General features: G+C 69.0%; 22 protein-coding genes. 15 read left to right on the top strand and 7 right to left on the bottom strand.

The window, feature by feature from the left end:
• Positions 1 to 186: 186 nt before the first annotated feature.
• From P3102_RS31130 to P3102_RS31120, 3 genes are all read left to right on the top strand, one after another.
• Entirely contained in the window at positions 187 to 753 is a 567-nt protein-coding gene (locus tag P3102_RS31130) for a papain-like cysteine protease family protein (protein ID WP_276371429.1), read from the top strand.
• Positions 750 to 1,544, top strand: coding sequence for a hypothetical protein (locus tag P3102_RS31125; protein ID WP_276364027.1), 795 nt, complete (start codon positions 750 to 752; stop codon positions 1,542 to 1,544). The genes P3102_RS31130 and P3102_RS31125 overlap by 4 nt, the downstream gene beginning before the upstream one ends.
• Before the next feature lie 137 nt (positions 1,545 to 1,681).
• A complete protein-coding gene (locus tag P3102_RS31120; protein WP_276371427.1) occupies positions 1,682 to 2,314 on the top strand; it encodes a dTMP kinase in 633 nt (210 codons plus the stop codon).
• 39 nt (positions 2,315 to 2,353) lie between these two features.
• Here P3102_RS31120 and P3102_RS31115 read toward each other — a convergent pair whose 3' ends face one another.
• A complete protein-coding gene (locus P3102_RS31115; protein WP_276364025.1) occupies positions 2,354 to 2,551 on the bottom strand; it encodes a hypothetical protein in 198 nt (65 codons plus the stop codon).
• Between the two features lie 9 nt (positions 2,552 to 2,560).
• Here P3102_RS31115 and P3102_RS31110 point away from each other — a divergent pair, with 9 nt between their 5' ends.
• The 9 genes from P3102_RS31110 to secA all read left to right on the top strand — a co-directional run bounded on the left by P3102_RS31110 (position 2,561) and on the right by secA (position 13,110).
• The gene (locus P3102_RS31110; protein ID WP_276364024.1) at positions 2,561 to 2,737 is read left to right on the top strand and encodes a hypothetical protein; all 177 of its coding nucleotides are present in this window, start codon (positions 2,561 to 2,563) and stop codon (positions 2,735 to 2,737) included.
• Positions 2,734 to 2,922 (top strand): FAD-dependent oxidoreductase, encoded by a 189-nt coding sequence (locus tag P3102_RS31105; protein ID WP_276364022.1) that lies wholly within the window; start codon positions 2,734 to 2,736, stop codon positions 2,920 to 2,922. Before P3102_RS31110 ends, P3102_RS31105 begins: the two co-directional genes overlap by 4 nt.
• 447 nt (positions 2,923 to 3,369) lie before the next feature.
• Positions 3,370 to 3,609 carry a hypothetical protein gene (locus P3102_RS31100; protein ID WP_276364020.1) on the top strand — a complete coding sequence of 80 codons (240 nt, stop codon included), beginning with the start codon at positions 3,370 to 3,372 and terminating at the stop codon, positions 3,607 to 3,609.
• A gap of 15 nt (positions 3,610 to 3,624) precedes the next feature.
• Positions 3,625 to 4,302: an MtrAB system response regulator MtrA gene (gene mtrA / locus P3102_RS31095; protein WP_005150760.1), complete on the top strand. Its 678-nt coding sequence runs from the start codon at positions 3,625 to 3,627 to the stop codon at positions 4,300 to 4,302.
• Between the two features lie 43 nt (positions 4,303 to 4,345).
• Complete coding sequence (gene mtrB, locus P3102_RS31090) at positions 4,346 to 6,025, top strand: MtrAB system histidine kinase MtrB (RefSeq protein ID WP_276364018.1); 1,680 nt, start codon at positions 4,346 to 4,348, stop codon at positions 6,023 to 6,025.
• A complete protein-coding gene (locus P3102_RS31085) occupies positions 6,022 to 7,752 on the top strand; it encodes an LpqB family beta-propeller domain-containing protein (protein WP_276364016.1) in 1,731 nt (576 codons plus the stop codon). The genes mtrB and P3102_RS31085 overlap by 4 nt, the downstream gene beginning before the upstream one ends.
• A 416-nt stretch (positions 7,753 to 8,168) precedes the next feature.
• Positions 8,169 to 8,807: a ComF family protein gene (locus P3102_RS31080; RefSeq protein ID WP_276364014.1), complete on the top strand. Its 639-nt coding sequence runs from the start codon at positions 8,169 to 8,171 to the stop codon at positions 8,805 to 8,807.
• Positions 8,808 to 9,350: 543 nt separating this feature from the next.
• A complete protein-coding gene (gene raiA, locus P3102_RS31075; protein WP_276364012.1) occupies positions 9,351 to 10,040 on the top strand; it encodes a ribosome-associated translation inhibitor RaiA in 690 nt (229 codons plus the stop codon).
• A gap of 235 nt (positions 10,041 to 10,275) precedes the next feature.
• Positions 10,276 to 13,110 (top strand): preprotein translocase subunit SecA, encoded by a 2,835-nt coding sequence (gene secA, locus P3102_RS31070; RefSeq protein ID WP_276364010.1) that lies wholly within the window; start codon positions 10,276 to 10,278, stop codon positions 13,108 to 13,110.
• Between the two features lie 163 nt (positions 13,111 to 13,273).
• On the opposite strand, the gene P3102_RS31065 is transcribed toward secA, so the two are convergent.
• The gene (locus tag P3102_RS31065) at positions 13,274 to 13,783 is read right to left on the bottom strand and encodes an Rv3235 family protein (protein WP_276364008.1); all 510 of its coding nucleotides are present in this window, start codon (positions 13,781 to 13,783) and stop codon (positions 13,274 to 13,276) included.
• Between the two features lie 111 nt (positions 13,784 to 13,894).
• Here P3102_RS31065 and P3102_RS31060 point away from each other — a divergent pair, with 111 nt between their 5' ends.
• A complete protein-coding gene (locus P3102_RS31060) occupies positions 13,895 to 14,299 on the top strand; it encodes an HAD-IA family hydrolase (protein WP_276364006.1) in 405 nt (134 codons plus the stop codon).
• On the opposite strand, the gene P3102_RS31055 is transcribed toward P3102_RS31060, so the two are convergent.
• Positions 14,274 to 15,053 carry an RNA methyltransferase gene (locus P3102_RS31055; RefSeq protein ID WP_276364004.1) on the bottom strand — a complete coding sequence of 260 codons (780 nt, stop codon included), beginning with the start codon at positions 15,051 to 15,053 and terminating at the stop codon, positions 14,274 to 14,276. The two genes, P3102_RS31060 and P3102_RS31055, sit on opposite strands and share 26 nt — an antisense overlap.
• 34 nt (positions 15,054 to 15,087) lie before the next feature.
• On the opposite strand from P3102_RS31055, the gene P3102_RS31050 reads away from it, so the two are divergent.
• Both P3102_RS31050 and P3102_RS31045 read left to right on the top strand, forming a co-directional pair.
• On the top strand, positions 15,088 to 16,494 hold the full coding sequence (locus P3102_RS31050; protein ID WP_276364003.1) for a wax ester/triacylglycerol synthase family O-acyltransferase: 1,407 nt from the start codon (positions 15,088 to 15,090) through the stop codon (positions 16,492 to 16,494).
• Positions 16,491 to 16,982 (top strand): hypothetical protein, encoded by a 492-nt coding sequence (locus tag P3102_RS31045; protein WP_276364001.1) that lies wholly within the window; start codon positions 16,491 to 16,493, stop codon positions 16,980 to 16,982. Before P3102_RS31050 ends, P3102_RS31045 begins: the two co-directional genes overlap by 4 nt.
• On the opposite strand, the gene P3102_RS31040 is transcribed toward P3102_RS31045, so the two are convergent.
• The 4 genes from P3102_RS31040 to P3102_RS31025 form a co-directional block, all read right to left on the bottom strand.
• Positions 16,979 to 17,563 carry an NAD(P)H-binding protein gene (locus P3102_RS31040; protein ID WP_276363999.1) on the bottom strand — a complete coding sequence of 195 codons (585 nt, stop codon included), beginning with the start codon at positions 17,561 to 17,563 and terminating at the stop codon, positions 16,979 to 16,981. The two genes, P3102_RS31045 and P3102_RS31040, sit on opposite strands and share 4 nt — an antisense overlap.
• Positions 17,564 to 17,623: 60 nt before the next feature.
• Complete coding sequence (locus tag P3102_RS31035; protein WP_276363998.1) at positions 17,624 to 18,418, bottom strand: hypothetical protein; 795 nt, start codon at positions 18,416 to 18,418, stop codon at positions 17,624 to 17,626.
• Positions 18,419 to 18,504: 86 nt separating this feature from the next.
• Entirely contained in the window at positions 18,505 to 19,185 is a 681-nt protein-coding gene (locus tag P3102_RS31030) for a hypothetical protein (RefSeq protein ID WP_276363996.1), read from the bottom strand.
• 178 nt (positions 19,186 to 19,363) lie between these two features.
• Entirely contained in the window at positions 19,364 to 20,260 is an 897-nt protein-coding gene (locus P3102_RS31025; RefSeq protein ID WP_276363994.1) for a hypothetical protein, read from the bottom strand.
• Positions 20,261 to 20,268 lie beyond the last annotated feature (8 nt).

Raw genomic sequence — 20,268 nt, 5'->3', positions numbered from 1 at the left:
CAGCGCACTGTGAACACTACGTCCCCCGTTCGGGGTGGTTGACCCCGGAAGAGTGACCGTTCCGGGGTGTGGAAACGCCCCGGAACGGTCCGTTCCGCCGAGTGCCCATCTTGCTCTGCGTGAACCTTCTGTTCACCGTTGTGACCACATTGGTTCGCCATGGTGACCAGGAGGCCCGTCGTGCCTGTGTTCTCGAGCAGGGTTTGCGCCGCCGGCGCCGCGAGTCTCGCGGCGTGGCTGGCGATCCAGACCCCGGCGAGCGCGCTGCCCTCGCCGGCTGCCCGCCACCCCATCGCCATGCAGGCGCAGGAGAAGTCCCAGTGGTGCTGGGTGGCTTCCGGCAACACCATCGCGGCACACCACGGCGTGGCCCTCAGTCAGAACGAATTCTGCCGGATCGCCCACGACGAGCGACGCCGGGAGTGCGCCGACGAGCCGGGAACGCTGGGCGACGTCCGGCGCGCCTTCGGCAAGCTCGGCTTCTCCGCCCCGGGGAACTACGTCGAGGGCCGCATTCCCCACGCCGCGGTCCAGGCGCAGACGGGAGCGGGCAAGCCGGTCCAGACGCGGGTCGGCTGGGCCGCGGGCGGCGGTCACATGCACGTGCTCTACGGCGCCGACGCCGGCCGGAAGTGGGTCTCGTGGGGGGATCCACTGCCCACGGGAAGCCGCCACCACTGGTCGACCTACGACTTCTACGCCGGCAACAAGTCGTTCACCTGGACCCACACGCTGTCCGGGATCCGGCGATGAGCGCGCGGCGTCTTCTCGGGCTCGCCGGATTGGTCGCGGTCACACTGCTGATCTCGGCGCCCGGAGCACACGCGGAACAGCTGTCGAGTGAAGATCTCGCGGCCGCGAAGGCGGCTGCGGACGACCCTACGCTGCGTGCTGAAATCGGTCGCTTCTTCACGCAGACGGGTGATTCGAGCCGAACGTCGTCGGTCAGCGCCATCAACGCCATCAGCGCCATCAACGTCACCGACGAAACCTTCCCGGTTTACGAGCTTTCGAGGGACTTCGTCGCCGGTGAGGGCGCGGTCGCCGGACGGCTCGCCTACGTCGCGGTCCCGGTGACCGCGTCCGACGGGCGGACCGCGACCATCTGGTCGGTCCGCGGCGACGACGGTGCCTGGCGCGTCGGCAACATCGCTTCGGGTGACCGGGAAAGCACCTTGGCCCGACGGCTGCCCGCCGGCGCGGCGCTGCTCCACGAACCCCAGGTCGACGCCTGGTACGCGCTGCGCGACGGCCGGGTGACATTGCTCGACTCGGGCGCCAGTGGTTCCGCGGCCGGTGCTTCGGTCACCCTCGCGGAGTACCAGAAGACGGTCTCCGGCCGCTACGGCGGCCTGCTCGCGAACTCGCCCTACGCCCAGGAGGGCAAGGCCGGCGGTTACAACGCCCAAGTGATGCCCCGCGGCGACGGCGGCCCCGCGCCCGACGCGCAGGACACCGGGTTCGTGCCACTGTTGATCTTCGGTGGCTTGCTCCTCATCGGTGTCGCCGGCTTCTTCCTGCACTCGAAGAGGCGCGTCCCCTAGCGGACCGGTGGGCCGGACGTGTGCTGACCCCGTCTGGCCCGCCGGTCGACCACGGCGTTTGCAGCCATGCCCCCGCCGCCGCCCTCGACGGGACCGCTTCGCGGTGCTGGTCATATTCTGGGGCCGTGGGACGACTCGTGGTGATCGAAGGGCTGGACGGCGCGGGCAAGCGCACCCTCGCCGACGCGCTGACCGGGGCGCTGAACGCGGCCGGAGCGAGCGTCGCGTCCATCGCGTTCCCGCGGTACGGCGAGAGCGTGCACGCCGACCTCGTGAAGGAAGCGCTGCACCGCGGCCACGGTGACCTCGCCGACTCCGTCTACGGCATGGCGATGCTCTACGCGCTCGATCGGCGGGGCGCGGCCGACGAGATCCGAGCCGGCCTCGGCGAGCACGACGTCGTCCTGCTCGACAGGTACGTCGCGTCGAACGCGGCGTACGGTGCCGCCCGGCTCCATCAGGGTGCGGACGGCGAGTTCGTGCGCTGGCTCAAGGAGCTGGAGATCGACCGGTTCGGCCTGCCGGTGCCCGTCGCACATCTGCTGCTCCGGGTCACCGCCGACGTCGCCGCCGAGCGCGCGCAGCGCCGCGCGGAGAGCGACGCCGACCGTGCGCGGGACTCCTTCGAGACCGACGACGCGCTCCAGAAGCGGTGCTCGGTGGTCTACGACGAACTCGCCGCGACGCGCTGGCTCGCGCCCTGGCACGTCCTCGACGGCGTCGCCGGTGTCGACACCCCGGCTCTCGCCACCTCCCTCCTCCGCAATTAGTCACCTACTTGCGAGGTCTCGCATGCGAAAGGATCACAATCAGGTGCCGAGTTGCGTGAGTAGCCAGGAGTAGAGCCAGTCGCGTTCGACGACCGTCCGGTCCGGCGCGAGCGGGTACATCCGGTGGAGGGTCGTCGGCGCGAACCAGTACTGGACCTGGCGTTCGATGGTGAACTCGACGCCGAGTTCGGCGAGCAGCTCCGGCTGCCGCCACGGGGGAACTTTCTCCTCGTACAACGCGATTTCGTGGTTCGCTGGAACCATCGTCGGGAATCGGCGCCGGATCTTCGCCGCGTCACCTCGCTGGCGGGACTGCTTTCGGCACAGGAGTTCTTGCTGGGCAAGGCTTCCGCCGACGACCTCGCGCTGGCCGCTGAATGGCACTCGGCGTCCGCGCCGAAAGGCTCGGCCGCGAAGGCGTGACGCTCGGCGACGGCACCACGATCGCCGCCGACGGCCTCGTCATCGCGACCGGCGCGGTGGCCAAAACCCTGTATACGGCAAGGAACCTGAACGGTGTGCACACTTTGCGGACGCTCGGCGACGCCGTCTCGCTGAAACGGGATCTCGCGGCGGGGCCTTCTTCGGTGGCCGTCATCGGCGCGTGATTCATCGGCGCGGAGGTCGCGTCCGCGTGCCGCTCGCGTCCGTCGTCGGCGCGCGGATGGGTGCGGTCTACGGGGAACTGCACGCCGAAAACGACGTCCGGCTGCTCACGGCAGTGCCCGTCGCGGAATTCCCCGGGGCGGGCCGCGTCACCGGGGCGCGGCCCGCCGTCGACTGGCCGACCGGCTCCGGGATCGCCGTCGACGGCGGCGTGCTGGTCGATTCCGGCTGTGTCACAGCGAATCCGCGGGTGATCGCGGTGGGTGACGTCGCTCGGTACCGCTGCCGTCCGCGCGGCGGGCGGGTCCGTGCCGACCACTGGACGGCGGCGGGCGATCCAACCGGGCGTCGCGGTGGCGAACCCCCTCGCCGGTTCGACCGTCACGCATTTCGCACGACACGGTTACTTCCGGTCCGATCAGTACGGACGGCGGCTCCGATTCGCCGGAGTGGACACGGAAGGCGTGCGGGTCGTCGAAGGCGACGTCGCCTCGAAGCGCTTCGTCGCGACCTATCCCCGCGACGACGTCCTGACCGGCGTGTTCGCGATCGATTCCCCACGGCCGTTCACCAGGCTTCGGCGTGCTCTCCACGGTCCGAAGACCCTACTCGGATGGAGCAATTTGCCCGATTCGATGATCTTTCTGGTGGTCACATCGCCGGGTCGCGCGCTTGCGCGGGGAAACTAGTGCGAACATAGGTTTATGAAGGCACGCGTTCTGGTCGTCGACGACGACCCTGCTCTCGCGGAGATGCTCACCATCGTGCTGCGTGGGGAGGGGTTCGACACAGCCGTCGTCGCCGACGGCTCACGTGCGCTGCCCGCGCTCCGTGAGCTGAAACCCGATTTGGTCCTCCTCGACCTCATGCTGCCCGGGATGAACGGCATCGACGTCTGCAAGGCGATCCGCGCCGAGTCCGGCGTGCCGATCGTGATGCTCACCGCCAAGAGCGACACCGTGGACATCGTCCTCGGGCTCGAGTCGGGTGCCGACGACTACGTGGTCAAGCCCTTCAAACCGAAGGAACTCGTGGCCCGCGTCCGCGCCCGGATGCGCCGCACCGAGGCCGAGCCCGCCGAGTCGCTGACGATCGGCGACCTCGCGATCGACGTCCCCGGCCACGAGGTGACGCGGGAGGGCAAGGCCATCCCGCTGACCCCGCTGGAGTTCGACCTCCTGGTCGCGCTCGCCCGCAAGCCGCGTCAGGTGTTCACCCGCGAGGTGCTCCTCGAGCAGGTGTGGGGTTACCGGCACGCCGCCGACACCCGTCTGGTGAACGTGCACGTCCAGCGGCTGCGCTCGAAGGTGGAGAAGGACCCGGAACACCCCGAGGTGGTGTTGACCGTTCGCGGCGTCGGGTACAAGGCCGGCCCGCCGTGATCACCCCATGAGCGGACGCTCGCGAAAGCTTGCCCAAACCACGATGCGCCACCTCCGGCGCATCGTGGTTTTCGTGCGCCACAAGATCGTCTCGTTCAACGAACTGTGGCGGCATTCGCTGCAGTTCCGGGTCACCGTGTCCACGCTGGCGCTCTCGTCGGCCGTGGTGTTCGTACTGGGCATGGTGCTGCAGAACCAGATCACCGAACGGCTGCTCGAGACCAAGCAGAACGCGGCGATCGCGCAGACCAGGGCGGTCGTCGAGACCGCGGCCAGTGAGCTGGTCGGCGTCGGCGCCGAAACGCGCGAAGCGATGGACGCGCGGCTGAACAACGCGCTGAAGAAGATCACCAGCACCACGACCGCGCAGGACGGCGCCGGCTCGGCCGCGGGCACCTTCGAACCGGTGCTGGCCGCAGGCGGTCGCGACCAGTCGAGCAGGCCCGCCGCCGCGGGCCCGTACGACAAGGTGCCGGTGCGGCTGCGCCAGTTCGTGGAGACCGAGCAGGTCAGCTTCCTGATGCACACCGTCACCGAGGCCGACGGCGGCAAGACGACGTATCTGATCGTCGGCGCGCCGGTGGCCACGATGATCAACCCGCTCCAGCTCTACCTGCTCTATCCGCTGACCGGCGAGCAGAACACCGTCTCGACCGTGCAGAACACGCTGCTCGTCGGCGGTCTCGTGCTGCTGCTCCTGCTGGCCGGGATCACGAACCTGGTCACCAGACAGGTGGTCCGGCCGGTCCGGCAGGCCGCCGCGGCGGCCGAACAGTTCGCGGGTGGTGAGCTCGACCAGCGGCTCGCCGTGCTCGGCGAAGACGATCTCGCCAAACTCGCCGTTTCCTACAACGAGATGGCCGCGAGCATCCAGCGGCAGATCCGCCAGCTGGAGGAGTTCGGCGGGTTGCAGCGCCGGTTCACCTCCGACGTCTCGCACGAACTGCGCACCCCGTTGACCACCGTCCGGATGGCCGCCGACGTGCTGCACGCGTCGCGCGAGCAGTTCCCGGCCGGGCTCGCCCGCTCCACCGAACTGCTGGTCGACGAACTCGACCGGTTCGAGGCACTGCTCGGTGACCTGCTGGAGATCAGCAGGCTCGACGCCGGGGTCGAGGAGCTTTCGGCCGAGCTGATCGACGTCCGGCCGATCGCGACCAGGGCCGTCGAACAGGTCCGGGTGATCGCAGGCAACGCGGGCAGTTCGGTCGAGCTGGTCCTGCCGGACGAGGAGGCGGCCGCCGAGGTCGACGCGCGCCGCGTCGAGCGGATCCTGCGGAACCTGCTGGCCAACGCGGTGGACCACAGCGAAGGGAATCCGGTGGTGCTGACCTTGGCGGTCAACGAGACCGCGGTCGCCATCACGGTGCGGGACCACGGTGTCGGGCTCCGGTCGGGCGAGGCGGAACTGGTGTTCAACCGGTTCTGGCGTGCCGACCCGTCCCGCAACCGCCGCACCGGCGGGACCGGGCTCGGCCTCGCGATCAGCCAGGAGGACGCCCGGTTGCACGGCGGCCTGCTCGACGCGTGGGGCGAGACCGGTCACGGTGCCTGCTTCCGGCTCGTGCTCCCGCGCCAGCAGGACACGCCGATGGGGGAGAGTCCGCTGGTCCTGCCCCCGTCCGATTACCAGGGGGCCGATCCGCACGGGTCCTCCGGGCTGCTCGAGGTCCGGCCCGCGCCCGACGCGATCCTCGCCGAACCCGAGGAGGTGGGCCGGTGAAGCGGCTGCTGCCCCTGCTCGCGGCGTTCCTGCTGGTCGCGGGCTGCGCCAACATCCCACTCGAATCCCAGCCCGTCGCCGTTCCCGGGGAAAAGCCGGGGACGGCGCCGGCGGACGTCGCCGAACCGGCGGCGGGGATCGACCCGCTGACCGTCACCCGCCAGTTCATCCGCAACTCCGCGACGCCGGGCACGGCGAACGCCGACGCGCGGGTGTACCTCGACGAAGAAGGCCGTCGCAACTGGAAGCCGTCGCCGGGGCTGACGATCATCGACAACACCTTCGGCACCGTTTACGACACGTCGTCGCCCACGGGCGATCCGGACGAACAGACGGTGAACGTCCGCGGGTTCAAACTCGGCAACCTGGGCCCCGACAGCGCGTTCATCCCGGTGAAGGCCGAGTACTCGCAGCAGTTCAAGCTGCGCAAGCAGCCGAACGGCCAGTGGCGGATCGTGGACCCGCCGCAGGAACTCGCCGTCACCGACGAGGATTTCGCGCTCAACTACTTCCGGGTGCCGATCAGCTTCTACTCGCCCGACTCCGGCGCCTTCGTGCCGGACCTCCGATACGTCGCGGCGAAACCGCAGGCCGGGTTGCCCGGCCGGGTGATGGACCTGGTGCTACAGGGACCGTCGGAAGGGTTGAAGGGCGCGGTCAAGGACCTGCTCGGCGATCAGGTCACCACCGAGTCCAACGTCCGCAGCACGGACGACGGGACCCTGGACATCAACCTGACCGGCGTCGGCGGGCCCAGCCTCGCGGACCGGAACCTGATCGCCGCGCAGATCGTCCTCTCGTTGCAAACGGTGACACTGAGCCGGATCCGGCTGCTGGCCGACGGCACCGCGCTGGTGCCCGAACACGAATACTGGCGCTCCAGCGAACTGCCCAACTACAACGTGGACATCGCGCCCAACTCGGAGCTGCTGGGGCTGATGACCGTGAACGGGCGGATCCGGTCGCTCGGTGACGGGGCGCCGGTCGGCGGGCCCGCGGGCAACGGCGGGTACAAGGTCGTCAGCGCCGCGCAGTCCGTCGACGGCAAACGGCTCGCGGTGGTCGAAGAACGCGACGGCAGGCAGTGGCTGCGGGTCGGCGAACTGGGGCACGACCTCGGGTCGGTGGACTTGTTCGGCGGCAGCCTGAGCCGCCCCACCTGGCGGCCGATCGCGCGCGGCGGTGGCGGGGTGTCGGGCGAGGTCTGGACGGTCGTCGACCACAACACCGTCGCCAGGGTCACCCTGGCCGCAGACGGCCGCTGGGTGAAGGCCGGCGTCGACGCGACCATGCTCACCGGCCTCGGCCAGATCACCGAACTGCGGCTGTCGCGTGACGGCTCACGACTGGCCGCGGTCGTCAACGGGCAGCTGGTGGTCGCCTCGATCGTGCGGACGGCGGATTCGGTGGCGCTGCGGGCGCCGCGGAAACTGCAGGAACGCGACCTCAAGGACGTCGTCGACGTCGACTGGGCGACCCAGGACCACCTGATCGCCGCGACCTCGTCGAGCACCCTGCCGGTGGTCAAGGTGCCGCTGGACGGACAGCGGATGGACACCTTCAGCGGCTCGAACCTGACCCCGCCGGTGCACGGCGTCACGGCGGCTCCGAGCAGGCAGAACCTGGTCGCGGATGCGGGTGGGCTGTGGGTCGCCTCCGAACTGGGCGAGGTGTGGCGGCCGCAGGCGCACACCGTCACCGAAGCGGACCCGTTCTATCCGGGTTGAGGGCTCGCGCAAGTACGTGAAGCCCCTTCCTTGCGCCAGGCGCAAGGAAGGGGGCCTTCACGTACTTGGCACCTTCGCGGAGCGCACTGGGGGAGCAAGGGACCTTTAGTATCGCTAGCTTTCCTAGCGGCGCTAGCGATTACTGGACGTCGGAAGTCCGTGAAGGCCTCCTTGAGGGACCCAGAGTCCCTCAAGGAGGCCTTCACGGACCGCGCCCCAAAGTGACGTAGGACGGCAGGAGGGGCGAAGGAGAGCGAAGGAGAGCGAAGGAGGGCGAAGGAGCTGGCGCGCCGAAGGCGGCCCCTTCTCCGGAATTGCTGTCGTGACTGGCCCCTTCAAACCGGAAAGTGGCCAAACGGGACCTGTCACGACAAAACGGCCGCAGAACTGTCGGATCCCCGGCCGACACTCATCCCATGTCCAAAATCCTCGATCTCCTCATCCCCGCCCGTTGCGCGTCCTGCGGAGTGCCGGGTGCGCCCTGTTGCGCGGTCTGCCAGACCGTCTGGGGCTCGCTCAGCGAGATCACCCGAGGCCCGACGGCCGGTCTAGTGCCCGTCTACGCCCTGGCCCGCTACGCCGACGAAGCCCGTCGCCTGATCCTTGCCTACAAGGAACGCGGCCGTCGCGACCTCGCGCCGTCCCTCGGGCGAGCGGTTGCCGACGCCCTGCGGCAGCTGCCCGGCGAACCACGAGGTCCCTGTCTCGTCCCTGTCCCGTCGAGACGGCACGCCTCTCGTGTCCGGGGTGGACCGCATGTCCAGCGCGTCGCCGAAGAATGCGTGAAAGTGCATGCGAGCGAAGGAAATCCGGCGATGGTGGCGCCGCTGCTCAGGCTCGGAGCCGGAGTCCGCGACGCCGTGGGGCTCACCCGCGCCGAGCGGGCGGCGAACCTCGACGGCCGGATTCGCCTTCTTCCGGGGCATTGTCCGGAGAAAGTTGTTCTTCTCGACGACGTCATCACGACCGGAACGACCGTCGCCGCTTGCACCCGCCTTTTGCGGGCAAACGGAATACAGGTTTCCGCGGCGATCGCACTGGCCGCCGCCGGGTGAGGGGAGGTCACCTACAAGAGTGGTGAATGTTCGGGAACGCGAATGGGTACAGGGGCGTTGACGCGATATGAGGGACCTTCCGGGGAACACTCCAACGGCCCGCCACTCCACCGGGGTGGCGGCGGTTTCCCCCGGCTGCGTCACCCTCGGCTTTTTCCCGTCCGAAGGTTTGCGCCGTCCGCGTGAAGACAACTCACGGGAACGACGCCCGACCGGCCGGATCGTGTCGCTGGGCGCACGGTCGTCGTCGCATGCGGTGACGGGCTCTCACGTCTTGATATCCCCCGGCTCGGGGGCTGTTGCTCGCGACGGGTTGGAGCTAACGTGCAGCGCTATCAGCAATCCCGGCAGGCAGGGAGGTGACGAGCCCATGACCCTGGCGTCGGAGCCGCGCTGAGTCCGAGTTCGGCCATCCGACACGAGACGTCGTGACCCGTAGGCCGAGTTCTCTCATCGCCCGCGATGCGGGCTTCGTCCCCGCTTTACCGGCGTCTTAGTGAACACATCTACAGCTCGCAGTCATTTCAGCGAGGGAGGTCGTGTATGGACATCGTCGTCAAGGGCCGCAACGTGGAGGTGCCCGACCACTATCGGGCACTTGTCAGCGAAAAGCTGGCCCGGCTAGAGCGCTACGACAAGAAGGTCATCCGTTACGACGTGGAGCTCTTCCACGAGCCCAATCGCCGGCAGTCGAAGAACTGCCAGCGCGTCGAAATCACCGGGAAGGGCCGAGGCCCCGCCGTACGCGCCGAAGCGTGTGCCGGCGACTTCTACGCAGCGCTGGATTCCGCACTGAACAAGCTCGAGAGCAGACTGCGGAAGACACACGACCGACGGCGCGTGCACTACGGCCGCAGCCGTCCGGAATCCGTCGCCGAGGCGACTTCGATCGTGGCTGCCGGTGGCATGACCACCGACACCCGGCAGTTGGCGGGAACCGCTGTGCTCGAAGCGCCCGAGGCCGGATCCTTGGCCGACGGTTTCGCTGTCGAGAGCGGTGAAGAGTTCGACATGCCCCAGCAGCGCTGGGATGACGGGGTGACCGAACACCAGCCCGGTCGCATCGTCCGCGAGAAGAAGCACGACGCGCAGCCCATGACGGTCGACCAGGCTCTCTACGAGATGGAACTGGTCGGTCACGACTTCTACCTGTTCAACGACTCCGACGCCGGGTGCCCGAGCGTCGTCTATCGGAGGCGAGGCTTCGACTACGGCGTCATCCGGCTGAGTTAGCCGGCCCCTACGTCCACGACGGCGGCCCGCACGCGTCCCGTGCGGGCCGCCGTCGTGTCCGGATCAGGCGGGATACGCCCCCGTCCGGTCAGGTACCGACCGACGGTGCGTGCGCGAACACCGAGGTGTTCCCTACGATGGGGTCGGACGGTGGTGCGTTACCAGGCGCCACCGCGTACGAGATTGCCCGGGACCGGCTCGGGTGCGATCACAATCAGCTAGTGAGGTCGACCGGATGGTGCTGAACCGCCTGCTCCGCGCGGGCGAGGGCAAAATGGTGAAGCGGCTGCGACACATCGCCGATCACATCAACACCCTCGAAGACGACGTCAAGGAGCTTTCGGACACCGCGTTGCGGGCCAAGACCGACGAGTTCCGTAAACGGAACGCGGACGGCGAGTCCCTCGACGACCTCCTGCCGGAGGCCTTCGCGGTGGCGAGGGAGGCGGCCTGGCGCGTGCTCGGCCAGCGGCCCTACGACGTCCAGCTGATGGGCGGCGCCGCGCTGCACCTCGGCCAGGTCTCCGAGATGAAGACCGGTGAGGGCAAGACCCTGACCCAGGTCCTTCCCGCGTACCTGAACGGGCTGTCCGGCAAGGGCGTGCACGTCATCACAGTGAACGACTACCTCGCCAAACGTGACGCCGAGTGGATGGGCCGCATCCACCGCTTCCTCGGCCTCGAGGTCGGCATCATCCTGGCCGACCAGACGCCCGAGGTCCGCCGCCAGCAGTACGCCGCCGACATCACGCACGGCACGAACAACGAGTTCGGTTTCGACTACCTCCGCGACAACATGGCGTGGAGCCTCGACGACTGCGTGCAGCGCGGCCACAACTTCGCGATCGTCGACGAGGTGGACTCCATCCTCATCGACGAGGCCAGGACGCCGCTGATCATCTCCGGCCCCGCCGACCAGTCCTCGCGCTGGTACGTCGAGTTCGCCCGGATGACCCCGCTGATGAAGCCGGACATCCACTACGAGGTGGACATCCGCAAGCGCACCGTCGGCGTCACCGAGAAGGGTGTCGCGTTCGTCGAGGACCAGCTCGGCATCGACAACCTCTACGAGGCCGCGAACACGCCGCTGGTCGGCTACCTGAACAACGCGCTGAAGGTCAAGGAGCTCTACAAGCGCGACAAGGACTACATCGTCCGTGACGGCGAAGTCCTCATCGTCGACGAGTTCACCGGCCGCATCCTGCACGGCCGCCGCTACAACGAGGGCATGCACCAGGCGATCGAGGCCAAGGAAGGCGTCGAGATCAAGGCCGAGAACCAGACGCTCGCCACGATCACGCTGCAGAACTACTTCCGGCTCTACGACAAGCTGTCGGGGATGACCGGTACCGCCGAGACCGAGGCGGCCGAGTTCCACCAGACCTACAAGCTGGGTGTGGTGCCGATCCCGACCAACAAGCCGATGGTCCGCGCCGACCAGGCCGACCTGATCTACAAGACCGAGCAGGCCAAGTTCGAGGCCGTCGCCGAGGACATCGCCGAGCGGCACGAGAACGGCCAGCCGGTGCTGGTCGGCACCACGAGTGTCGAGAAGTCCGAGCACCTGTCGAAGCTGCTGCTCAAGCTGGGTGTCCCGCACGAGGTCCTCAACGCCAAGCACCACGACCGGGAGGCGCTGATCGTCGCCCGCGCGGGGCGCAAGGGCGCGGTCACCGTCGCCACCAACATGGCGGGCCGCGGTACCGACATCGTGCTCGGCGGCAACCCGGACATCATCGCCGACGAGGTCCTGCGTGCCCGCGGTCTCGACCCGGTGGAGCACTCCGAGGAGTACGAGGCCGCCTGGCCGAAGGTGCTCGAAGAGATCCAAGCGGAGACCAAGGCCGAGGCCGAGGAAGTTCGCGAGGCGGGCGGCCTGTACGTGCTCGGTACCGAGCGGCACGAGTCCCGCCGCATCGACAACCAGCTCCGCGGTCGTTCCGGTCGTCAGGGCGACCCGGGCGAGTCCCGGTTCTACCTGTCGCTCGGTGACGAGCTCATGCGCCGCTTCAACGCGACGATGGTCGAGCGGGTCATGACGACCATGCGGCTGCCGGACGACGTGCCGATCGAGCACAAGATGGTCTCCAAGGCGATCAAGAGCGCGCAGACGCAGGTCGAGCAGCAGAACATGGAGATCCGCAAGAACGTCCTCAAGTACGACGAGGTCATGAACGAGCAGCGCAAGGTGATCTACGCCGAGCGCCTGCGCGTCCTCGAGGGCGAGGATCTTCGCGAGCAGATCGAGCACATGCTGGTCGACGTCATCAACGCGTACGTCACCGAAGAGACCTCTTCGGGCTACGCCGAGGACTGGGACCACGAGAAGCTGTGGACGGCGCTCAAGACGCTGTACCCGGTCAAGGTCACCTGGGAAGAGCTCACCGAGGACGACGACCTGGACGCGGACAAGCTGCGTGAGGCGCTGCTCGAAGACGCCCACCGCGCGTACGACGAGCGTGAGGCCGACATCGACGCCAAGGTCGGCGAAGGCGCGATGCGCAGCCTGGAACGTCAGGTGATGCTCACCGTGCTCGACCGCAAGTGGCGCGAGCACCTCTACGAGATGGACTATCTCAAGGAGGGCATCGGCATGCGGGCCCTGGCCCAGCGCGACCCGGTCATCGAGTACCAGCGCGAGGGCTACGACATGTTCCGCGCGATGCTGGAATCGCTGAAGGAGGAGGCCGTCGGCTTCCTGTTCAACCTCCAGGTCGAGCAGGCCGAGCCCACCACGCCGTCGCCGGAGTCCGCGTCCGCGCTGCCGGCCGGGGTCGGCTCCGGGAACGGCCAGGCCGCCAACCGCGACGGCGGACGGCACGCCCGGCCGACGCCGCCGCAGGCTCCGGCGACCGACACCGAATCCGTGCCGACCGCCTTGCGGGGCAAGGGACTCGGCGGCGGTTCGCAGTCCGGGTTGACCATGTCGGGTCCGTCCGAGGACGGTGGCGTCGAGTCGCATTCGGACGGTGGCGCCGGCGACGCCGGTGACCAGAGCGGAACCCGCCGGGAGCGTCGTGCCGCGCAGCGCGCCTCCCAGAAGAAGGGCAAGAAGGGCCCGCGCCGCTAAGCACCTCAAGTGCCTGAAGGCCTCCTTCCCTCGGCCACGGTTTCGAGTGACCAGCCGAGCGAAGGGGGCCTTCACGCGCTTCACGCAGGCGGAGTCGGGTCCGAAGGGCGACGCGACATGGCCACCGGGCAGCCGTGAGCCGCTCGCCCGCGAAGCGACACCGTCATGCGGTGAGCCGGAGCGCGGAGACGCGGCGCGGTGGCTTCAACAGGTGGAAGCGGGTGCACACCCAGCCCGCCGACGTCCGCTCGAAACGCGCGGCCAAGGCGAGGCAGCGGTCGTTCTGTTCGACGGTCGCGCAGGCCTCGATGACGCCGTCAGCGGGATGGCACAGATGTACCGACTTCGGGCGATAGCCGCCCGGTGGACGGCGCCGGCCTTGGTCGAGCAGCGCGCTGTGGAGCGCGGGGTCGAGGATCGGCCGCACCTGGACCGCCGGACGGCGTCCGTCACAGGCTTCGAGGATGGTGGTCAGCAGCCTGCCGACCTGCCGCCTGTCCGGCGTGTCGGGCCGTGGCTCCGGTACTTCCACGGTCTTTTCGCCGGCCAGCGGCAGATCGAGCACGAGCTGGTTGTCCGGCGGCGCCACCCGGTGCACCGCCCTGCCCGGCCTGCCGTCGAGCCGATACGGCGGTTCGAACGGTTCAAGCCGTCTCAGTACGTACGAACTCATCAGACAGTCCCCCTTCGCGGCCCCTCGGCCACGCCCAGCAAGTAAGGGACCGGTGGCGGGCCCACCGGCGACAGGGACCGCCCGAGAGGATGAACCGTGCGGTGATCGCTTGTGTACGGTGGGCCGGTGCTGAACGGGCTGGTCGTCGACTACGTCGGGGTGCTCACGGACGACGGCGCGGACGAGCTGTACGCCTATCTGCGGGCGGCCAGGGGCCGCGGTATCAAAACGGCCTTGCTGTCGAACGCACCCGGCGCGTCGGACGAGGCCAAGCGGTCGCTCGCCCCGTTCTTCGACGTGCTGGTCTTCTCCGGCGAGGTCGGCGTGGCCAAACCCGAACGCGAGGTCTACCTGCTCACCGCGGGGCTGCTCGACCTGCCTGCCGACCGGTGCGTGTTCGTCGACGACGCGGCGCACAACGTCCGCGCCGCGGTGTCGGCCGGAATGGCGGGAGTGCACCACACGTCGGTCGAAGAGACGCTGACCGAGCTCAGCGCTTTGTTCCCGAAGCCGTGACCCGGCGCACCAGCTCGAAGGACAGCACCGCGGCGGCGGCCGAGACGTTGAGCGACTCGACCTCGCCGGGCATCGGGATCGACACCCATTCGGTCACCAGTTCGCCGACCTCGGCGCCGACCCCGTTCGTTTCCCCGCCCAGTACGAAGGCCGCGCGCTGGGGCAGCTCGACATCGAACACCGAACCGGGTGCCGAAGCGCCCAGGGCGTAGATCCCGTACCCGGCTTCGGTGAGCATTTCGGCCGCTTCGCGCGCGCTGCCGCACCGCAGCACCGGCGCGCGGAACGCGACCCCGGCCGAAGCCTTGACCACCATCGGGTCGAGGGCGGCGACCCCGCGCCGCGGCACCACGACGCCGTCCAACCCGGCGGCGGTCGCCGTGCGCAGGATCATCCCGACGTTCGCCGGGGTGGTGATGCCGTCGAGCAGCAGCACCCGTGACGGCGGCCTGCCGTCGGAAAGGGCCGCGTGCAGCGACCGCATTCGCGGGGCGACGACGTCGGCCAGCACCCCTTGGTCCTGTTTGCCGTTGCCGGCCAGCACCTTGACGCGGTGCGCGCTCGCGCGCCGCACCGGCACCCCGGCGGCCTTGGCGGCCCGTTCGATCTCGGCGGCGTTCGGCCCGCGCACGGTGTCGGCGAGAATCACCTTGTCCACCTCGAGCGTCGTGTCGTCCAGCGCCTCGAGCACCGGTTTGCGCCCGTACACCGTCAGGAACCGGTCCTTCGGCGAGATCACCGACTCATCACCCACACCGGCGAGTGTCCCACTGTGTAAGGATCGGCCCATGCCCGACCGCCTTTCCGCGCTCGACGCCTCGTTCCTGTACGTGGAAGACCACTCGACCCCCATGCACGTCGGCGGGGTGGCGATCTTCGAGCGACCGCGCGACGGCTTCGGCCACGAGCAGCTGCTGGACCTCGTCGGGCAGCGCCTGGCGTTCCTGCCGCGCTACCGGCAACGGGTGCTGGAGGTGCCGGGGCATCTCGCCCGGCCGGTGTGGGCCGACGACGTCGACTTCGACCTGAACTACCACGTCCGCCGGTCCGCGCTGCCGCAGCCGGGCTCCGACGGCCAGCTCTTCGAGCTCGTGGCGCGGCTGATGTCGAGGCGGCTCGACCTGGGAAGGCCACTCTGGGAGGCGTACTTCGTCGAGGGGCTCGCGGGGGACCGCGTCGCGCTGGTGACCAAGACGCACCAATCGGTCGTGGACGGGCTGGGCACCATCGATCTCGGGCAGCTGATCCTCGACGCCACCCCGCAGGAGCCGGAACCGGTCGACGACAACTGGCAGCCGCGCCGGGAACCGAGCCGCACCCAGCTGATCCTCGACGCGGTCGCCGAGACCGTGCAGCGGCCGACGGAGCTGGTGGAGAACGTCCGGTCCATCGCCCACGACGCCACCGCGATGGCGGGCAAGGTCTCCGAAACGGTCGGTGACGTCGCGTCGGCGCTGAAGACGATGGTGCATCCGGCACCGTCCGGGCCGCTCAACGTCCGCACCTCCGGCGGTCGCGTGTTCGCCGTCGTCCGAACGCGGCTGGAGGACTTCCGCGAGGTCCGCGCGAACCACGGAGGCACGGTCAACGACGTCGTGCTCGCGGTGATCACCGGCGCGTTGCGGGAATGGCTGCTTTCCCGAGGTTCGCACCTGACCGCGACGACGACCGTGCGCGCGCTGGTGCCGATGGCCGTCCGCGACGCCGAGACGGCCGAATACTCGACGCCGGCCTTGGTCGGGAACCAGGTCGACGCCTATCTGGTGGATCTTCCGGTGGGCGAGCCGAACGCGGTCCTGCGGTTGCAGCACATCGGCCACGCGATGGCGGACCACCTCGACTCCGGCCGTTCGGTCGCGGCACGCGGGCTGCTGACGGTCGGCGGGTTCGCGCCGGCGACGCTGCATTCGCTGGGCGCGCGGGTGGCCGGATCGATGTCGGGGCGCATCTTCAACGTGCTGATCACGAACTCGCCGGGCCCGCAGGTGCCGCTCTACGCGGGACAGGCGAAGATGGTGGAGATGTTCCCGGTCATGCCGCTGGTGCGCAATCAGGCGCTGGCGATCGGGGTCACCTCGTATCACGGCGGTGTCTACTTCGGACTGAACGGCGACCGCAAGGCCGTGTCCGATGTGGACCTGCTCGCCGGGATGATCGAGGAATCGTTGGAAGAGCTGAAGGGTGCGCACTGGTGAGGGTCTATCTACCGGCGACGATCACGATGCTCCGTGAACTCGAAACCTCGGGAGAGTTCCGGGCGCGCAGCGGCACGGGATTCGCGCTGACCCCGGCGCTGCGGGAGTCCTATGCCAGCGGATCCGACGAAGAACTCGAGTACGCCGCGCTGCTCGACGCGGCCAGGGCGTCGCTGCGGCTGATCTCGGCCGAGGAGAAGCCCGAGCCGCGGCGGGTGGTGATCTCGGCCGACGTCGAGGAGGTCACGCCGCGCCCGGATCTCGACGCCGCCGTCGTCCGGCTGCCCGGGCCGGTGAAGATCGCCGACGTCGCCGCGATCCACGTCGACGCGGCCGAGGCCGCGGAGTCCGTGCGGGCCGCCGCCGCGGTGATCGACCAGGCCGACCTCGGCGATCCGGACGCGGAATTCACCCTCGGTGACGCCGAAGACCACGAACTCGCCTGGTACGCGCCCCAAGAACTCCCGTTCTTGCTGGAACTCCTCTAGCTCTTCTCCGCAATTCGGCACCCGGTTGCGATCCTTGCGCGTGCAACGATCGCAACCAGGTGCCGAATTGCGGTGACCGGGAGCCCCGACGCGCAGCCGGATCGCGGTGCGGCCCTCGTCCGCCAGTGCCGCGATGTTCGCGTGCGCCACCGTCGAGGACGCGATGGCGCCGCGCGGCGCGAGGGGCGCGTCTTCGTCCAGCTCCTTGTCGCCGCCGTCGGCGTAGACGAACGAATCCCTTCCTGCACGACGATTTCCAGCTCGCCGACCCGTCGGACGACGTCGGCGAGGGTCCGGCTGCCGTCGATCCGCACTCGGTCGTTCTCGGCCCCGTCGGACGACGTCATGCCGTGGCGCGCGTCCGGGATCCGCGTCGCGACGTTCACCACCGCGTCGTGTCCGTGCAGCGCGCCTGCCGGCGCATCGACGTCGAACAGCGAGCCCCGCACCGGTTTCGCACCGGTGGCCCGCACCGCCACGACGCGGTCCACGCCGCGGGTCAGCCCGCTCACCTCGTGGCCTTCGGCCGGCAGCCGGCGCACCAGTGGTCGCCCCAGCACCCCGGTCACCATCACGCGCATGTTCGTTCCTCCTGTCGCCTTCACCGCAGGGACGAGACGGGCTCGGGGAACGTGACCGGGTCAGCCTGGCGGGATCTCCCCGATTTCCTCCGGCGGTGGCGCCTGGATGTCGGCCTGTGTGCCCCATTCGCGGTACTGCGTGACGATCCTGGCCAGCGCGCTGTCCGGGACGCCGGAAGCGGCGAGGACGGGGGCGAGGTCGAGCACGATCCGCAGCGGCTGGTGCGCGTCGTCGAGCCAGACCTCCATCGGGAGCTTCCCGAGTTCGCCGGGCAGCTCCCCGACGGCTTCCGCCGACAACCCGGCGGGCAGGTCACCGCCCAGCGCGGCCAGGTCGACGTCGAGCCGGTAGTGCTCGGCGGTCACGCCGTCGAGTTCGACGTGCCCCGATTCGGTCAGTGTGCCCGCCCGCCGGACCTGGTCGAGCGCGCGGGCGGGATCGTTCTGCTTCGCCAGCTGGTCGATGCTGCCGCCGGCGACCTGCGAGAAGGGGTCCGCGCCGTCGGGGGAGACCTTGACCCACGGTTTGCCGCCGGGAACGTCCTCACGGGTGGTCTCGGGAACCTTGGCGAAGACGGTCTTGTCGACCAGCCGGAGTTCGAGCGCCTCACCGAGGAAGTCCGTGGTCATGGCCAGTGCGGTGCCCATCCCCGCCACCCGCGCCCGTCCCTGGCTCTTCGAACGCATCGAGCCCGCCGTGACGTCCGTGGCGAACTTCGCGGCCTTGCCGTTCATGGCGGACATGGCCCCGTCGGCGAGCGCGCGGGCGTCGGGGAACGAGACGGCCTCGCCGTCGCACGCGCCGAGCAGTGCGCAGAGTACGAACACGACGGTCGACAGGGCCGTTCTTCGCATGAGGACCTGCTTTCACAGTGCGGGCACCCCAGCGAAACACAGCCGCGAAACACAGCCGCGAACCTCGCCCCGATCGGGGGAACGGCTCAGCGGCTGTCGCCGACCGCCTCGGGCGGCGGCGCGATGATCACCACGTCCGAAGCCCAGCCTTCGTACTTCACCGTGGCCTTGTCGATGTCGACCCGCACCGGCCGCTGCTCGGCGTCCAGCCACACCTCGGCGGGGGCGCCGCCGAGGTCGAGGACGTAGTGCGTGGCGGCCGTGCCGTTCACGTCGGCCTGTTCGGACTTGGTGACCTTGCCCGATTTCGCGATCCGGTCGATCGTGCGGGTCGGATCCAACGTCTCGACGACGTTCGTCATCAAAGCGCCGTTGGCCGCGGAGAGCGCGTCCTTGCCGTCGGCGGTGATCTTGACCCATTCCTTGCCGCTCTTGTTCTCCTGGAGCTGGGCGTCCGACAGGTGGTAGTAGAGGACACCGTCGGCGAAGATCAGGTCCCGTTTCTCACCGCCGATCTCGGCGACCATGGAGAACTTGCTGTTCGGGCCCTCGTAGAGCCCGGAACTGGTGACGACGACCTTGCGGCCGTCCGCCGCGGTGGTCTCGAGCGCGATCTTGGACGAACGGGCCTTCTGGGTGCCCGCGGTGGCGGCCGAAGCCAGTTGCGCCGCGTCCTGCGCGGGTGGCGCCGCCGGTTCCTCTCCGCCGGAACAGCCGCCCAGCAGCAGGAGAGCGGTACAGACGGCAGCGAATCCGGTGGCACGCATAGGACTCCCTCGGGTGAATGGTCTGTACCACCACCGTAGTGCCTGTCGTGTGGATTTCCACCGTCCGAATGTCGGGGTACGCGTGAAGGCCCCTTCCCTCGGCTGAACCGAAGGAAGGGGCCTTCACGCGCGAGCAGTGGTCAGCCGCCCACCGCGGCCACCTCGAAGGTGCGACGCACTACCGGCCGCCGGCCTTCTTCATGATCTCCGCCAGGTCGCCGACCTGGTCGGCGGGCGGGGCCGTGACGGTGATCGGCGTGCCCCAGTCGGTGTACTTGATCGTGGCCTTCGACGAGCCCTCACCGGGAGCGCCCAGCGCCTTCATGAACGCGGTCTGGTCCATGGTGACCTGCAGCGGAAGGTTGTCGGCGTTGAGCCACAGCTCGGTGGGGATGGTGACGTTCTTGCCCTTGAGCTTCGCGTCGATCTGCTTCTGCGCCTCCGGCGGGAGCGGCACACCGGCCTCGCCCACGACGAGCGCGATGGCCTTCTCGACCTCGATGTCGATGACGTAGTGGTTGGTCAGCTCGCCGTTCAGCTGGACCTGGTCGGCGTTCTTGATCTTCCCGGCCTTCGCGACCTGCTCGAGGGTGCGGGACGGGTCGCTGTCCTTGACGGCCTTCGACATCATCTTGCCGAGCAGCTGAGACATCGGATCCTGGCCGTCGGCCGAGATCTTCACGTACTCCTTGTCGGTCTTCATCTCCGCCTTGTCGGCGGCGTCGAGCTTGAAGTACAGCGCCTTGTCGACGAACAGGATGTCCATCTTCTTGCCGTCGCTGTCCATCGACATCGAGAACTTGCTGTTGTCGCCGTCGTACAGGCCCTGACCGGTCACGGTCATGGTCTGGCCGCCGGAGGCGGCCTCCATGGAGACCTTCGACGACTTGGCCTTCGTCGTGCTCTCCCTGGTGAGAGCGGCCAGCTGGACCGCGTCGCCCAGCGGTGACGAAAGCATGCTCTTCGTTTCGGAAGGAGCGGGAGCAGCCGCGCCTGGCTGCTTCTCGCCACCGCAGGCGGACAGCGCCAGGACGGCGGCCGTGGTGATGGCGGCGAGCGTGGTTACGCGCTTCAAAAGGACCC

Origin of the sequence: Amycolatopsis sp. QT-25 (assembly GCF_029369745.1) — a bacterium.
Classification (GTDB): Bacteria; Actinomycetota; Actinomycetes; order Mycobacteriales; family Pseudonocardiaceae; genus Amycolatopsis.
This window is presented reverse-complemented; position numbering and strand designations above follow the sequence as displayed.